This is a genomic window from Vibrio albus (genome assembly GCF_003144035.1).
Taxonomy (GTDB): domain Bacteria; phylum Pseudomonadota; class Gammaproteobacteria; order Enterobacterales; family Vibrionaceae; genus Vibrio; species Vibrio albus.
The window spans coordinates 367370-382663 of sequence record NZ_QFWT01000001.1; the positions used below are offsets into that span (position 1 = coordinate 367370).

Genomic DNA, 15294 nt, shown 5'->3' on the forward strand with positions numbered 1-15294 from the left:
ATATTATTCTCCGGGATTGAAATTTTATGTGAGGATAAATGAACTTAGATAAAACTCAGGCGGTCAGAGGTGACCGCCTGGAAGAGAACTATTACTGAGCGCTGTTCACGTAGTCGATAGCAGCTTGAACAGTAGTGATTTTCTCAGCTTCTTCATCTGGGATTTCAGTGTCGAATTCTTCCTCTAGAGCCATTACTAGCTCAACAGTATCTAGAGAATCTGCACCTAGGTCATCAACAAAAGAAGCTTCGTTTTTAACTTCTGCTTCGTCTACACCCAGCTGTTCAACAATGATCTTCTTTACGCGTTCTTCGATGTTGCTCATTTTTTCTTTTCCTTTACAGACTTCGCTTTATGCGATGTTTTCCGTAGTTTATTCAAACTTTTGAAAGTTGCAAGACTGACCTTGCTGGTCAAACCACAATTTTTGCGAATTTAACCGAAATTACACACATTTTTGACTTAAATCATGCACAAATTTTGTACAATCCTTAAATCATATACATGCCACCATTCACATGAAGTGTTTCACCAGTGATATAAGCAGCTTCCGGAGAAGCTAAAAATGCCACAGCTGAAGCAATTTCACGAGGATCCCCTAAACGACCAGCAGGCACTTGAGCAAGTGTAGCAGCTCGTTGCTCATCATTCAGTGCTTTTGTCATGTCGGTTTCAATAAAACCTGGTGCAACTGTGTTCACCGTCACACCTCGTGAAGCGACTTCACGAGCCATAGACTTAGTAAAACCGATCACACCCGCTTTTGCTGCCGCATAGTTGGTCTGACCCGCATTACCCATAGTACCAACGACTGAACCCACATTAATGATTCGGCCATTGCGTTTTTTCATCATACCGCGAAGTACAGCCTTTGAAAGACGGAAGATTGAGCTAAGGTTAGTATCAATGATATCAGTCCACTCATCATCTTTCATACGCATCAATAGGTTATCGCGAGTGATGCCTGCATTATTAACCAAGATGTCCAAACCGCCAAATTCATCATTGATACTTTTTATAACAGTTTCAATAGATTCAGGCTGGGTCACATTTAGCGCCATACCTTTACCGTTTTCACCAAGGTATTCGCTGATAGCTGCAGCACCATTTTCGCTGGTTGCTGTACCGATAACTGTTGCACCACGCTCAACCAACAGCTCTGCAATCGCTCGTCCGATACCACGGCTTGCACCGGTTACCAGAGCAATTTTGCCTTCTAGGTTCATTTTCATTCTCTCTTTATACTTATCAGCAAAAACGTTACTTAGCTGCTTCAAGGGAAGCCACATCGTTCACAGCGGCCGCGCTAAGATTTTTTACAATGCGCTTAGTCAGGCCGGTAAGTACTTTACCCGGACCTAATTCAAATAGCTTTTCAACGCCCTCGTCGCTCATCTTCTGTACGCCACCAGTCCAGCGAACCGGGCTGTATAGTTGACGAACCAGAGCATCTTTGATTTTTTCAGGCTCAACTTCTGCACTTACATCCACATTGTTAATAACAGGGACAGCAGGTGTGTTGAATTCAATCTCTTTCAGAGCCTCAGCCAGTTTGTCCGCCGCAGGCTTCATAAGAGCACAGTGAGAAGGTACCGATACAGGAAGAGGAAGCGCACGTTTTGCACCGGCTTCTTTACACAAAGCGCCTGCGCGTTCTACCGCAGCCTTATTACCTGCGATAACAACCTGACCCGGAGAGTTAAAGTTAACAGGAGATACCACTTCACCCTGAGCCGCTTCTTCACACGCTTTTGCAATCACATCATCGTCAAGACCAATGATTGCGTACATTGCACCAACGCCTGCTGGTACAGCCTCTTGCATCAGGTGACCACGCAGTTCAACCAGCTTAATCGCTTGTTTAAAGTCGATAACACCCGCGCAAACCAGTGCAGAATATTCACCAAGACTGTGTCCGGCAAGAACAGTCGGCTGCTCCAGACCTTGTTCCTGCCATACTCGCCAGATAGCAACAGATGCGGCCAAAAGAGCTGGCTGAGTACGGAATGTCTGGTTCAGATCTTCCGCAGGACCATTTTGAATTAATGCCCACAGATCATAGCCCAGAGCTTCTGACGCCTCTGCAAACGTATTTTTTACAACATCAAACTGTTCGCCAAGTTCAGCCAGCATGCCTACTGCCTGAGAGCCCTGACCCGGAAATACGATAGCAAACTTGCTCATTATTCGTTTCCTTTAAGCAATAAATAAATTGAAAAGCAGGCGATGGCCTGCTTTAAAGTTAGAATTTAACCAGAGCGGAGCCCCAGGTGAACCCGCCACCAAAGGCTTCCAGCAGCATTGTCTGACCGCGCTTGATTCGACCATCGCGTACCGCTTCATCAAGAGCGGTAGGTACTGTTGCTGCAGACGTATTACCATGTCTGTCCAGCGTAACGACGACCCTATCCATCGGCAATGCCAGCTTTTTCGCTGTCGCGGTGATGATACGCATGTTAGCCTGGTGAGGAACCAGCCAGTCCAGCTCACTGCGATCCATATCATTCAGCGCCAGGGTATCTTTTACCAGCTTAGCCAGTTGAGTCACTGCGACTTTAAATACCTCATTGCCGGCCATGTACATCCACTTGTTGACGTCACCGCCACGCTCAGGAGTAGCGAGACTCAGTAAGTCACCAAACTTACCATCGGCATAAATATGAGTAGAAAGAATACCCGGCTCTTCACTGGCACCCAGAACAACGGCACCAGCACCATCACCAAACAGGATAATGGTAGAACGATCGGTAGGGTCACACGCCTTTGACAATGCGTCAGCACCAATCACCAGTATATGCTTATACATACCAGATTTAATATACTGATCCGCAACAGAAAGGGCATAAACAAACCCAGTACAGGCCGCGGCCATATCAAATGCGCCACAGCCTTTAATGCCCAGCTTATGTTGCACCTGGCAGGCTGAAGACGGAAATGAGTTTTCACTGCTCGTGGTTGCTACGATGATCAGTTCGATGTCTTCTTTATTTACACCGGCCATTTCGATGGCTCTTTCTGCAGCGATATGGCCCATATCCGCTATGGTTTCATTCTCTGCTGCGATTCGGCGTTCTTTAATACCTGTACGAACGGTAATCCACTCGTCACTTGTATCGACCATTTTTTCCAGGTCTGCGTTTGTACGCACCTGCTCCGGCAGATAACTGCCTGTACCTAAAATTCTGCTATACATGAAGACTAATAATGCCTCTCGAGTAAAACTGCTTCCAAACGGTCGCTAATACGGCTGGGGACTTGTCGTTTGACCTCGTGTACCGCCTCACCAATGGCATTGATAATAGCTGGTACATCAGCGCTTCCATGACTTTTTATTACAATGCCGCGCAATCCTAGCAAACTTGCGCCATTATACTGGTCGGGGTTCAGTGATTTTAACTCGTTAAACAGCTCTGAAAACAATTTTCTTGCGATCCAACCTCTTATACCAGACGATGTCATGTGAGACCTGATTCTGGTTATAAAAAGATGAGCAACGCCTTCACAGGTTTTCAGGCAAACATTGCCAACGAATCCATCACAGACTACCACATCGGCCACATCATCAAGAAGCTGATCGCCCTCAATATAGCCAATATAATTAACCTTTTCAGTCTGACTAAGCATTTCCGCGCAACGCTTAACCAGATCATTACCCTTTATTTCTTCTTCCCCGATATTAAGAATGCCTACCTTTGCGGAGCGGCCTAAGTGTTGTTCAGCCAGAGCACTCCCCATAACAGCAAACTGAAACAGTGTATCAGCATCACAGGAAACATTTGCGCCTAAATCCAGCAACCAGGTTTTATTATTCATCGCGGTCGGCAATGCTGAAACCAGCGCTGGTCTTTCTATACCAGGCAACAATTTTAGTCTAAAACGGGAAAGTGCCATCAAAGCACCGGTATTACCACCACTGACACAAGCATCCGCAGTTTTATCCGCAACCAGATCAATGGCCATACGCATAGAACTGCCTTCGCTGTTACGTAACGCAAAAGAGGGTTTTTCGGTATTAGAAATAACACGTTCGCTGTGTTTCACCAACAAACGATCGTTTGGCTTATAGCCAAGCTGAGATAGTAGAGGTGTGATCTGATTTCGATCACCTGTAAGAATCACTTTTAGCTCTGGGAAAAGCGACAGTGCCTGCACAACGGCAGGCACTGTAACGCGTGGACCAAAGTCCCCGCCCATTGCATCAAGTGCAACGGTAATACTTTGCAAAGGTCAACCTTACTTATTGATAACCTTTTTGCCACGGTAGTAACCGTCAGCAGTCACATTGTGACGCAGGTGAGTTTCACCAGAAGTTGCGTCTACAGATAGTGAAGCTGTAGTCAGTGCATCGTGAGAGCGACGCATGCCACGCTTAGAACGTGTCTTACGGTTTTTTTGTACGGCCATGGACCCTACTCCTATGTCTTAACTTAAAACATTAACGCTTCAAGTTTTTTAAAACATCAAAGGGATTTGGTTTCTCTTCCACTACTTCTTCAGGAAGTTCACCAAAAACCAAGTTACTTGAATCAACGCTACAATCTGCTTCGTCATGCATTGCCACCTGCGGCAAATTCAGAATGAACTCGTCTTCAACTAGCTGTATAAGGTCGACTTCACCGTACTCGTTCAGATCTACCAAATCGTACTCTTCCGGTGCATCCTCTTCACTTTTCTCACTGTAGTAAGGAGTATAAGTAAATTGGACTTCACACGTATGTGCGAAAACCTCATTACAACGCTGACACTCTAAATCGACTTCGACGTTAGCTTTACCAGAGATAACGACTAATCGCTGTTCATCCATCCCGAAGGACAATGTGACTTCTGCATCGCGTTTTACGCCTGCGACTGATTGGGCTAAGCGCTTAAGCAGACTGGCCTGAATAATTCCAGCATAATCCAGTCGTTTTTGAGCCGCTTTTGCCGGATCAACCGAGCGCGGAATTTTAACCTTTTGCATAGGGCGCGAATATTAGCTTTCTAATCGCAGATAGTCAAAGGAAAAGGTAAAAAAGTTACGCATTTTTATTCGTTCATTTATCATGGTCACTATTCTCTATCACTGAACCTTTCCCTATGACTGATTTGAAAATTATTCTTGCGTCAACTTCGCACTACCGCCGGTCTATTCTATCCAAACTTGGGTTACCATTTGATGTCGCCAAGCCCGATTGTGATGAAACACCTCTGCAAAATGAAAAGCCCCAGGAGCTCGTCTTGAGGCTCTCTCAGAGTAAAGCAGAAAGTTGCCCATGTTCTGATGAGAACCGAATCATTATCGGCTCTGATCAGGTATGTGTCATTGACGGGCAAATCATGGGGAAACCCCATACAAAAGAAAAAGCCATCGAACAACTACTCATGGCCAGCGGGAAAAGTATCACCTTTTATACTGGCGTCGCCCTGCATAACACTCGTACCGGGATAACCGATACTGAATTAGATACGTTCGTTGTTCACTTCCGCCACTTAACCAAACAGCAGATCGCAAATTACGTAGAAAAAGAGCAGCCGCTGGACTGCGCCGGCGGCTTTAAAAGTGAAGGTCTGGGAATCGCCCTGTTTGAACGGCTGGAAGGCAAAGACCCGAACGCTTTGATCGGGCTGCCATTAATTACTCTGATAGACATGCTGGAAAAGCAAGGGATTACGGTACTCTAACCTTTTCGTAACTTTTCAAGCACCCTTTCCAGCTTCGCTTCCATCGGCGCAGAGATTTCCATTAACTTCTCTGTTGCCGGGTGTACAAACTTTATATACGCCGCGTGCAAAAATAACCTGTCCAGCCCCAACTTTCCGGTGTAAGCGTCAAAGCGACGATCCCCATAACGGTCATCCCATGCAATAGGATGACCCGTATACTGGACATGCACGCGAATTTGGTGTGTACGACCGGTCACCGGGCTGGCTTGTATCAACGTCGCATTATCAAACTTCTCTAATACCTTAAAGCGGGTATCTGAAGGCTTACCGTTTGGATTTACCCGTACGATACTGTTGACTTCATTTTTCAGAAGAGGTGCCGTTACCTTACGGCAGCTATTTTTCCACACCCCCATCACTAGGGCAAAGTAATACTTCTCCACCGTTTTGTTACGAAACTGAGCCTGCAGATGACGCAGTGCCGAACGTTTTTTAGCAACCAGAAGAATCCCTGACGTATCCCGGTCAATCCGGTGTACCAGTTCCAGAAACCGGGCCTGGGGTCTGAGCGCTCTCAATGCTTCAATCGCCCCAAACTTCAGGCCACTGCCTCCATGCACCGCAGTACCCGATGGTTTATTCAAAATGAGGATATGCTCATCTTCATAGATAATACAGCTTTCAAGCTCAGCCACTTTATTTAGCTTAGTGCTCGGCACATCTGGCTCTGCTTTTACTTCAACCGTGACCGGTGGAATACGCACCAAATCGCCGGCCTGTAACTTATATTCAGCCTTAATGCGCTTTTTGTTAACCCTGACTTCTCCTTTACGGATAATCCGGTAAACCATACTCTTAGGTATATTTTTTAACTGATTACGCAGGAAGTTATCAATGCGCTGTCCTGCCATATCGGCATCGATGTCCACAAACTGGACTTGGGTTCTAATCTCATTCATATTGCTATTCTACCATTGGTTCGGGATTAGAATCACAAAATTTTCTGCTACAGAAACGCTCTCTTTGGTTAAAATTAATCTAAGCAGAGTAAGCTGTGAATAAAGATTGGGACTCAAATTGGACAAAATTACATCAAAAGAATAAAAATAACTGATATTCAATCAGTTATTTTTATTCTTTTTTCTGGAAAAATTAATTTTTTACCTGTTTATAACAAAGCAGATTGCCGTGTTTTCTCTGCACTGCTATAGTTCACAGCTGTAAAGGATAGTTTGGTTAGATTTTACTCTTTGTTCCGGCTATCCAGAAGCAATTAAGCAATATTGAACAAATATAGATATTGAGTAGAGCACTTTAGATCGTAATGCAGCAATGGGCGTAAGACATTATCGGATGAAGTATTCCTTATCGTGCTACTCATCGCATATCAATGTTGAGTTATAACCACCGGAATGTGGATCAGGCACAGTTGTTCATTGTGCCTGATGACTGAAGTGTCCCCCGAGCATCCCTTCCAGCCGAGAGGTTGCACCTTAACAAACCATGGGATCTGACACCATTGACAGCGACGCTAAGCGATAAGCCAAGATGAAAATATAAAGAAATATATAAACGAGAATTTCTAAATGAAAAGAATGTTAATTAACGCAACTCAGAAAGAAGAGTTGCGTGTTGCTTTGGTTGACGGCCAGAAGCTTTTCGATCTTGATATCGAAAGCCCTGGTCATGAATCAAAGAAGGCCAATATTTATAAAGGCCGTATCACCCGTATTGAACCTAGCCTGGAAGCAGCATTTGTTGATTATGGTGCAGAAAGACATGGTTTCCTTCCTCTAAAAGAAGTTGCACGAGATTATTTCCCTGAAGGCTATACCTACCAAGGTCGCCCAAGTATTAAAGAAGTGCTGGAAGAAGGTCAGGAAGTTATCGTCCAGGTAGAAAAGGAAGAACGTGGCAGCAAAGGTGCAGCCCTTACTACCTTTATCTCCCTTGCTGGTAGCTACCTTGTTCTGATGCCTAACAACCCAAGAGCCGGTGGTATTTCCCGTCGTATCGAAGGTGATGAGCGTACTCAGTTAAAAGCGGCTCTTAGCACGCTAGAACTTCCGCAGGGAATGGGGCTTATCGTCCGTACTGCAGGTGTTGGTAAAAGTTCAGAAGAGCTTGAATGGGACCTGAATGTACTGCTTAACCACTGGAACGCGATTAAGGAAGCTGCCGGAGCAAACCCTGCGCCTTTCCTTATTCACCAGGAAAGTAATGTTATTGTTCGGGCAATTCGCGACTACTTACGCCGTGACATCGGTGAAATCCTGATTGACAGCAATACCATCTTTGAACGTGCCAAACAGCATATACAGCTGGTTCGTCCGGACTTTATCCATCGAGTGAAGAAATACGATGGTGAAGTGCCGCTGTTTAGCCACTACCAGATTGAAAGCCAGATTGAATCCGCCTTCCAGCGCGAAGTTCGTCTTCCATCTGGTGGTTCTATCGTTATCGACCCGACGGAAGCTCTGACTTCAATCGATATCAACTCCTCTCGCGCAACAAAAGGCGGCGATATCGAAGAAACCGCTCTGAATACCAACCTGGAAGCAGCCGATGAAATTGCTCGTCAATTGCGTCTGCGAGATCTCGGTGGTCTGGTGGTTATCGACTTTATTGATATGACGCCGGTTCGTCACCAAAGAGAAGTTGAAAACCGGCTGCGTGAGGCGGTACGTATGGACCGTGCACGCGTGCAAATCGGCCGTATTTCCCGTTTTGGTCTGCTGGAAATGTCCCGTCAGCGTCTGAGCCCGTCACTGGCAGAAGCCAGCCACCATATCTGTCCTCGCTGTTCTGGTACCGGTGTGGTTCGTGATAACGAATCTCTGGCTCTGTCCGTTCTGCGTCTTATCGAAGAAGAAGCCCTGAAAGACAACACCTCTCAGGTGATGGCTGTCGTGCCAGTCCCTATTGCTTCTTATCTTCTGAATGAAAAACGCCGCTCAGTAAACCATATTGAGAAGTCTCAGGATGTGAAGATCACTATCGTGCCTAATTCTGATATGGAAACACCACATTTTGAGGTTATCCGTATCCGTGACGGTGAAGAGCAGGATCTTCTGTCTTACCTGGTGCCGAAAAAACTGGAGGCAATGAAAGAAGCGGAAGCGAAAGAATCTGCTGAAACAGAGGCTAAACCAAGAAGAATCGAAGAGCCGGCACTGAAAGGTTTTGCTGCTCCGACATCAGCTCCGGCACCGACCCCAGCTCCTGTAAAACAGGAACAACCGGCAGCTCAGGTTGCAGAAACGAAAGAAGAAAAACCGGGTATTGTATCGCGTATTCTGAAAGCACTCGCCAGCCTGTTCTCTGCCGAAGAAACAAAACCAGCAGAGCCGGTGGAAGAGAAGAAGGAAGACCCGACCGAAAGCGATAAACGCAGTAACAATCGCAATCGCCGCAATCGTGATGATAACCGACGCCGTAATACTAAGCGTGATCAGAACAAGCGGAAGCGTAACGTTAACCGTGACGCTCAGGACGAACAAGCGTCTGGTGACGAGAAAGGCAAAAAATCCCGCCAGGATCAAAATCGCAAACCTAAGCAGGATAAAAAACCGAAGAAAGCACAGTCTAAGGTAGCAGAGCAAGGCAAACAGCTTGCAGAAGATGCTCAGGATAAAAAGCCATCTAAAGGCGCTAAGACTGAAGAGAAAACGGTTCAGGTTAAAGAACGCCGCCAACGTCGCCAACTGCAAAAACAGGTTCGCGTTAAAGATCAGGAAAAAGCCCAGCAAGCTGAAGCAGAAAACAACCTGAATCAGGCAGCAAGTACTGAAGAGGTGAAAACCAAACAGCAGCCAGAAGCGAAGGACGAGAATAAGCAGCGCCGAAACCGCCGCACTCCTCGCCACCTGCGAGCTAATGGTCAGCGTCGTCGTCGCGGTCGTGATCGCCGCCCTAACCCATATCGCTTACGTAGTGGTGCGGTTGCATCACCGGAAATGGCAATGGGTAAAGTATGGCCGAAATACGATCTGCCGAAGCCTAGACGCAAGCAGAATAAAGGCAAAGAAACGGATGTAACTGCGGTTACTATCATGGGTGGATTTGCTTGTCCGGAAATGGCAATGGGTAAAATTATTATCCAGACCGCACCGATCGCCGATACTGCCAATGTGACTCAGGCAAAACCTGAAATCGCGGCACCAGTTGAAGCTCCGGTTATTGAAACTGCAGTGACTACACCAGAAGCTCCAGTTGAAAAAGCCGCGACTGCTCCAGCTAAAGCCGAAACTGAAGCTCAGGCACCGGCTGCTCAAGTTGTAGAGCCAGTAGAGGTACTATCGTCTGATGAGCAACAGAAACCTTCTGAGACACAAAAGCCAGCTCCTGCTGTAGCCAAAACAGCTTACAAAGGATGTGCGACCTCTCCAATGACCAGTGCTCCTGGCTCAGAGGAAATCAAAGAGATAGAGGTGAAGGCAGCTTCGTTCCGTGAGGAACGTTATCAGCCTAAAGGCGCAGGCAGCCTGTCTGCTACCAGCCAGGCTTCTGCCGGGATGACGAAACCGGAAGGCTTTTAATAGTTAACGGATCACCTAAAACAGGAAAAGGGCTGCCCATTCGCAGCCCTTTTGTTTTTTCTCTTACTGAAAGCAATACCAAACCCAGCTATAGTATTTTTCACCCACTTAATGCTACATTCACTGGATACCCCAAACTGGCTCTATCCAACACAATATCAATATAATGAGTATCAAAACGCACGAACGACTGCCTATTCGGTTTATTATTCCAGCGACACTAATTGTGCTGTATCTGACGATACTGCTGTCTGTCACTGTAGGGCCTATGGATATTTCCTTGGCTGATAGCTTCTTAGCGATTATTCCGGACTGGATATTTCAACAGAATAGTCTTCCTTCGCATGTTGTACTTATTATTCAGCAGGTACGCTTACCAAGATCCCTACTGGCCATTGCCGTTGGTGGAATACTTGCTTTGTGCGGAGCCGTCATGCAGGGGTTGTTCCGCAACCCTCTGGCTGAACCGGGAACAATAGGCGTATCCGCAGGATCGGCTTTAGGTGCAGCAATATCCATTGTCGTCTTTGGCCATATACTGGCTCAGCACCCTACTCTGCTACTGCTTGGTACCGTACCGGTCTTTTCATTCTTAGGTGGAGCCCTTTCAACCATACTGGTGTATCAGATAGCAACCGGTAAAACAGAAACGTCTGTGACCACCATGCTGCTGGCTGGTGTGGCTATCAGCGCCCTGTCGGGAGCCGGGTTAGGGCTGATGAACTACTATGCCGACGATCAGGCACTGAGAGATCTCTCCCTCTGGACGTTAGGTTCTCTAACGGGTGCCAATTGGTCGGGCATCACCTTAGCCTTTCTCGCTCTGATTACTCTGTATATAGTATTTTACCGGGACGCCGATAAACTGAATGCCCTGTTACTTGGAGAGCCAGAAGCCCGCCACATGGGAATACAACTCCAGCCATTGAAAAGACGCCTGATTTTGTTAGTGGCAGCCGGAGTCGGTATTACCGTATCATTGGCAGGAATCATTGGCTTTATTGGTCTTGTTGTGCCTCATCTCGGTCGAATGCTGACTGGCCCTAACCACCGGACCTTACTACCACTTTCGGTACTTCTGGGTGCTCTGATTCTCCTTATTGCGGATATTCTTGCAAGAGTTCTGGTTGCCCCGTTAGATATGCCGGTAGGTATTGTTACGGCTTTGCTTGGCGCACCTTTTTTTATCTGGCTTCTGATTCAGCAGAAAGGAAGAATGTAAATGAATACCGTCAGTATCAGAGCCAGCAACATCAATGTAACTATGGGTACTCATCCCATTCTTCATGACGTCAGTATTAGCTTCAGAAAAGGTGAGTTAACGATTCTGCTGGGGCCTAACGGTGCGGGAAAAAGCAGCTTCCTTAAGGCAGTGACTCAGGAATGGCCAGCGAATGGAAACATTAGCTACTTTGGCAAAGACGCATCTCAATGGAATAAGACCGTCCTCGCCAGGCATTTAGGTGTTCTGCCCCAGTCCAGCTCCCTGACGTTCAACTTTACTGCAAGAGAAGTCGTTGAGCTTGGCGCTCTTCCCCTGAAAGCCAGCCAGCCAATGATTCAGGATATTGCGATAAGAACCATGCAGCAGACCGATATTCTGCATCTGGCCGACCGTCTTTATCCCAGCCTGTCCGGGGGCGAAAAACAGCGTGTTCATCTGGCCCGGGTGTTAACTCAGTTGGAACAAAGTGGAAAGGATAAGATCTTACTGCTGGATGAACCCACTTCAGCCCTGGATCTTTCGCATCAGCACAATACATTAAAACTGGCAAAATCGTTGGCTCGCCAAGGCGCTTCCGTTATTGCTGTGATCCATGATCTCAATCTGGCAGCTCAATATGCAGACCGAATTCTGGTCATGAATCACGGTCAGCTTGTCACAGACGGCACACCTTGGGAAGTATTGACAGAACAAACCATTAGAGATGTCTATCACTGGGAAGTGACCGTCATACCTCACCCTTCTTCTTCCTATCCCGTAATCCTCAGTCAGTAGTGGCTGAGTAAATGATTTGTCACCCTTTTGACCTTGAACTTAATCACACATTTCTGTAGCATTCGCCAGCTAATAGTGCGTTCGATCACACTTGCTCTGTAAAGCGGCTGGCTGTTTATTCTACATTTTTTGCTTTATGGACAATAAGATTGATGAGTATCCGTCCAAATTCTCTGCTTTGTCAGAGTGAAGCGAAAAGAGTCAAAATGTTTGAATTTCCAAAATTTTCTCAACATTCAGTAAAGAACGATGTTCTGTCAGGGCTGACCGTTGCCCTTGCCCTGGTTCCGGAAGCCGTAGCCTTTGCGTTTGTTGCCGGGGTTGACCCTATGGTTGGCCTTTATGCTGCATTCATCGTAGGCCTGATCACTTCCATTTTTGGTGGTCGCCCGGGAATGATCTCAGGAGCGACAGGTGCCATGGCGGTGGTCATGGTTACACTAGTTGCCGCTCATGGGGTGCAGTACCTGTTTGCAACCATTATGCTTGCCGGCCTTTTGCAGGTAACTGCCGGTCTATGCAAGTTAGGTAAATTTATCCGCATGGTTCCGCATCCGGTTATGATTGGCTTTGTTAATGGACTGGCTATCGTGATCTTCCTCGCTCAGCTTGGTCAGTTTAAAGCACCGGATCTGAACGGAGTACTAGGCTGGTTACCGACTGACCAAATGGCCTTAATGCTGGGGTTGGTTTTGGTGACCATGTTGATTATTCATTTTTTACCTAAATTCACTACGGCTATTCCTTCATCACTTGCCGCTATCGTGTTCATTACTCTTGTCGTTCAGCTATTGGGACTGGAAACCCGCACAGTTGTTGACTTCCTGCGTACCATGTCCGGAGATGACACAGCGACGCTCGCTGGTACGTTACCATCGTTTGCCTTCCCTTCTGTGCCATTTAGTCTGGAAACCCTGACGATTATCGTCCCATATGCGATCATTCTGGCTGCGATCGGCCTGATTGAATCACTTCTGACATTAACCGTTCTGGATGAAATGACCAATACTCGCGGTAAAAGTAACCGCGAATGTATCGGCCAGGGCCTGGCAAACCTAACCTGTTCTGTATTTGGTGCAATGGGTGGTTGTGCGATGATCGGCCAGTCTATGATTAACGTGAACTCTGGTGGCCGCGGCCGTCTTTCCGGTATTGTTGCTGCAACGGCTCTGCTTTTCTTTATCCTGTTTGCATCCTCTCTGATAGAAATGATTCCTCTGGCGGCTTTGGTCGGTGTAATGTTTATGGTGGTTATTGGTACTTTTGAGTGGGCAACGTTCAAATTAGCTCGCCGGGTACCTAAACAAGATTTCTTTGTCATTGTACTGGTTACTGTCGTCACCGTACTGACAGATCTTGCTATTGCCGTTGCTGTTGGTGTCATTACTTCAGCACTGATGTTTGCGTGGCAACATGCTAAGCATATTTATGCCACCAGCTTTACCCATGAAGATGGCTCCAAGGAATACCGTATCAATGGCCCCGTGTTCTTTGGGTCAGCAGCAAACTTCCTGGAACTGTTTAATGCTTACGAAGATCCCGATGAAGTGATCGTGGATTTTGCAGCATCACGCGTAGCCGATCATTCAGCGATAGAAGCGATTGAAACGGTCGCTGAACGGTACTCTGCTCTGGGTAAAAAACTGCACCTTCGTCACCTCAGCCCTGACTGCCGGGCGCTGCTGCAAAAAGCGGGCAGCCTTATTGAAATTGATGTAAGAGACGACCCAAGTTATAAAGTTGCGACCGATGTGCTGGGTTAACAGATAAATTCTCCAGAAATAAAAACGCTGCTTTCCTCGAGAAAGCAGCGTTTTTTAATGGCCCTAGTCCTTTTGATCTTCCAGTTTCTTCAGGATCCCTTCGCACCCCTCTTCAATCAGATCAAGCACAAACTCGAAGCCACGGTCACCGCCATAGTAAGGGTCCGGTATTTCATCGAATGCCATTTGAGAATGGCTCAGGAACAGTGATAATTTATGGGTGAATTCTACCGGACAAATCGCCAGTAACTCTGTCAGGTTATCTCTGTCTGCCACCAGGATATGATCAAAATATCGGAAGTCCTCCTCTCTTATCTGACGGGCACGTATTCCCTCAAAGGAGTAGCCTCGTTTTTCCCCTACAGTTCTTGCCCGGTAGTCAGGCATATCACCTGCGTGATAGCCGATGGTACCGGCTGAATCAACTTCAATCTCAATATCCATCCGCTCAGCCGTGGCTCTGAGCACAGCTTCACCCGTAGGCGACCGACAGATATTACCCATACAAACAATCAAGATACGAGGTTTTTCTTTACTTTTCATTTGGCTAACCTACCACATCAATGCTAATAGGCTTTCCCGGAGGAAACGGATAAATTTGTTAGTCTTCACTACTTTAAGTATAGTTTTAGACCAAATTTTTAACAGATCTAGCGAAAACAATATAACAACGGGAGAAAGTATGCCAACGCAAAACGATAAAGAGAACAAGCATAAAGCACGTCAGAAAAAACTGAAGGAGGCTGTCGATGCCCGTATAGAAGCGGCTCAGGATGAGAAAGGTATATTTATTGTCATCACAGGAAATGGCAAAGGCAAATCGACTTCTGGCTTTGGTACCATTGCCCGGGCAACCGGACATGGTCAAAAATGTGCTGTAGCCCAGTTTATTAAGGGAACCTGGGATAACGGAGAAAAAAACCTGCTCGAAAAACTTGGTGTTGAGTTTCACGTAATGGCAACAGGCTTCACCTGGGAAACACAGGACAAAGCCTCGGACACTCTGGCAGCACAAAAGGTATGGACAGAATGTAAACGCATGCTTCAGGATCCATCCATTGATGTTATCTTGCTGGATGAAATGACTTATATGATTACCTACGGCTATATCGAGCTGGATGAGGTGCTGGAAGCCCTTCAGAACCGGCCACAGATGCAGTCAGTGATTATAACCGGCCGCGCAGCCCACCGCTCTCTGACAGAGTTAGCGGATACGGTTTCTGAAGTACGCAATGTCAAACATGCATTTGAAGCTGGTGTTAAAGCCCGGAAGGGAGTGGATTACTAAGCGATAGTAGCTTACTAAGCGATGGCAGCCATATGGCATAACCGGAGCAGGTTTACTCTGCTC

Annotated in this window: 15 protein-coding genes; 6 read left to right on the plus strand and 9 right to left on the minus strand. The window is 46.7% G+C overall.

Annotation, left to right across the window (positions count from 1 at the left end):
• Positions 1-91: 91 nt before the first annotated feature.
• From acpP to yceD, 7 genes are all read right to left on the minus strand, one after another.
• Entirely contained in the window at positions 92-325 is a 234-nt protein-coding gene (gene acpP / locus DI392_RS01585) for an acyl carrier protein (protein WP_004406112.1), read from the minus strand.
• A gap of 166 nt (positions 326-491) precedes the next feature.
• Entirely contained in the window at positions 492-1226 is a 735-nt protein-coding gene (gene fabG, locus DI392_RS01590; RefSeq protein ID WP_109318152.1) for a 3-oxoacyl-ACP reductase FabG, read from the minus strand.
• Between the two features lie 34 nt (positions 1227-1260).
• Entirely contained in the window at positions 1261-2184 is a 924-nt protein-coding gene (fabD, locus tag DI392_RS01595; RefSeq protein WP_109318153.1) for an ACP S-malonyltransferase, read from the minus strand.
• Between the two features lie 58 nt (positions 2185-2242).
• Complete coding sequence (locus tag DI392_RS01600) at positions 2243-3193, minus strand: beta-ketoacyl-ACP synthase III (RefSeq protein ID WP_109318154.1); 951 nt, start codon at positions 3191-3193, stop codon at positions 2243-2245.
• Between the two features lie 5 nt (positions 3194-3198).
• The gene (gene plsX / locus DI392_RS01605; RefSeq protein ID WP_109318155.1) at positions 3199-4224 is read right to left on the minus strand and encodes a phosphate acyltransferase PlsX; all 1026 of its coding nucleotides are present in this window, start codon (positions 4222-4224) and stop codon (positions 3199-3201) included.
• 9 nt (positions 4225-4233) lie between these two features.
• A complete protein-coding gene (gene rpmF / locus DI392_RS01610; RefSeq protein ID WP_109318156.1) occupies positions 4234-4404 on the minus strand; it encodes a 50S ribosomal protein L32 in 171 nt (56 codons plus the stop codon).
• Between the two features lie 31 nt (positions 4405-4435).
• On the minus strand, positions 4436-4960 hold the full coding sequence (gene yceD / locus DI392_RS01615) for a 23S rRNA accumulation protein YceD (RefSeq protein WP_109318157.1): 525 nt from the start codon (positions 4958-4960) through the stop codon (positions 4436-4438).
• Between the two features lie 116 nt (positions 4961-5076).
• Here yceD and DI392_RS01620 point away from each other — a divergent pair, with 116 nt between their 5' ends.
• Positions 5077-5661 carry a Maf family protein gene (locus tag DI392_RS01620; RefSeq protein ID WP_109318158.1) on the plus strand — a complete coding sequence of 195 codons (585 nt, stop codon included), beginning with the start codon at positions 5077-5079 and terminating at the stop codon, positions 5659-5661.
• Here DI392_RS01620 and rluC read toward each other — a convergent pair.
• Positions 5658-6602: a 23S rRNA pseudouridine(955/2504/2580) synthase RluC gene (gene rluC / locus DI392_RS01625; protein ID WP_109318159.1), complete on the minus strand. Its 945-nt coding sequence runs from the start codon at positions 6600-6602 to the stop codon at positions 5658-5660. The two genes, DI392_RS01620 and rluC, sit on opposite strands and share 4 nt — an antisense overlap.
• Positions 6603-7229: 627 nt before the next feature.
• Here rluC and rne point away from each other — a divergent pair.
• From rne to DI392_RS01645, 4 genes are all read left to right on the plus strand, one after another.
• Positions 7230-10181: a ribonuclease E gene (rne, locus tag DI392_RS01630; protein ID WP_109318160.1), complete on the plus strand. Its 2952-nt coding sequence runs from the start codon at positions 7230-7232 to the stop codon at positions 10179-10181.
• Positions 10182-10347: 166 nt separating this feature from the next.
• The gene (locus tag DI392_RS01635) at positions 10348-11403 is read left to right on the plus strand and encodes a FecCD family ABC transporter permease (RefSeq protein WP_109318161.1); all 1056 of its coding nucleotides are present in this window, start codon (positions 10348-10350) and stop codon (positions 11401-11403) included.
• Positions 11404-12180, plus strand: coding sequence for a heme ABC transporter ATP-binding protein (locus DI392_RS01640; protein ID WP_109318162.1), 777 nt, complete (start codon positions 11404-11406; stop codon positions 12178-12180).
• Between the two features lie 206 nt (positions 12181-12386).
• Positions 12387-13943, plus strand: coding sequence for a SulP family inorganic anion transporter (locus DI392_RS01645; RefSeq protein WP_109318535.1), 1557 nt, complete (start codon positions 12387-12389; stop codon positions 13941-13943).
• Positions 13944-14006: 63 nt separating this feature from the next.
• Here the strand turns inward: DI392_RS01645 and DI392_RS01650 are convergent, their stop codons facing one another.
• Positions 14007-14486 carry a low molecular weight protein-tyrosine-phosphatase gene (locus DI392_RS01650; protein ID WP_109318163.1) on the minus strand — a complete coding sequence of 160 codons (480 nt, stop codon included), beginning with the start codon at positions 14484-14486 and terminating at the stop codon, positions 14007-14009.
• Between the two features lie 139 nt (positions 14487-14625).
• Here DI392_RS01650 and cobO point away from each other — a divergent pair, with 139 nt between their 5' ends.
• The gene (cobO, locus tag DI392_RS01655) at positions 14626-15231 is read left to right on the plus strand and encodes a cob(I)yrinic acid a,c-diamide adenosyltransferase (RefSeq protein WP_109318164.1); all 606 of its coding nucleotides are present in this window, start codon (positions 14626-14628) and stop codon (positions 15229-15231) included.
• Positions 15232-15294: the final 63 nt, after the last annotated feature.

Coding starts and splice junctions, on each gene's coding strand:
- DI392_RS01645 (WP_109318535.1), top strand. CDS start 12,387: ATGTTTGAATTTCCAAAATTTTCTCAACATTCAGTAAAGAACGATGTT.
- cobO (WP_109318164.1), top strand. CDS start 14,626: ATGCCAACGCAAAACGATAAAGAGAACAAGCATAAAGCACGTCAGAAA.
- DI392_RS01620 (WP_109318158.1), top strand. CDS start 5,077: ATGACTGATTTGAAAATTATTCTTGCGTCAACTTCGCACTACCGCCGG.
- DI392_RS01600 (WP_109318154.1), bottom strand. CDS start 3,193: ATGTATAGCAGAATTTTAGGTACAGGCAGTTATCTGCCGGAGCAGGTG.
- acpP (WP_004406112.1), bottom strand. CDS start 325: ATGAGCAACATCGAAGAACGCGTAAAGAAGATCATTGTTGAACAGCTG.
- DI392_RS01635 (WP_109318161.1), top strand. CDS start 10,348: ATGAGTATCAAAACGCACGAACGACTGCCTATTCGGTTTATTATTCCA.
- fabG (WP_109318152.1), bottom strand. CDS start 1,226: ATGAACCTAGAAGGCAAAATTGCTCTGGTAACCGGTGCAAGCCGTGGT.
- fabD (WP_109318153.1), bottom strand. CDS start 2,184: ATGAGCAAGTTTGCTATCGTATTTCCGGGTCAGGGCTCTCAGGCAGTA.
- rne (WP_109318160.1), top strand. CDS start 7,230: ATGAAAAGAATGTTAATTAACGCAACTCAGAAAGAAGAGTTGCGTGTT.
- yceD (WP_109318157.1), bottom strand. CDS start 4,960: ATGCAAAAGGTTAAAATTCCGCGCTCGGTTGATCCGGCAAAAGCGGCT.
- DI392_RS01650 (WP_109318163.1), bottom strand. CDS start 14,486: ATGAAAAGTAAAGAAAAACCTCGTATCTTGATTGTTTGTATGGGTAAT.
- DI392_RS01640 (WP_109318162.1), top strand. CDS start 11,404: ATGAATACCGTCAGTATCAGAGCCAGCAACATCAATGTAACTATGGGT.
- rluC (WP_109318159.1), bottom strand. CDS start 6,602: ATGAATGAGATTAGAACCCAAGTCCAGTTTGTGGACATCGATGCCGAT.
- rpmF (WP_109318156.1), bottom strand. CDS start 4,404: ATGGCCGTACAAAAAAACCGTAAGACACGTTCTAAGCGTGGCATGCGT.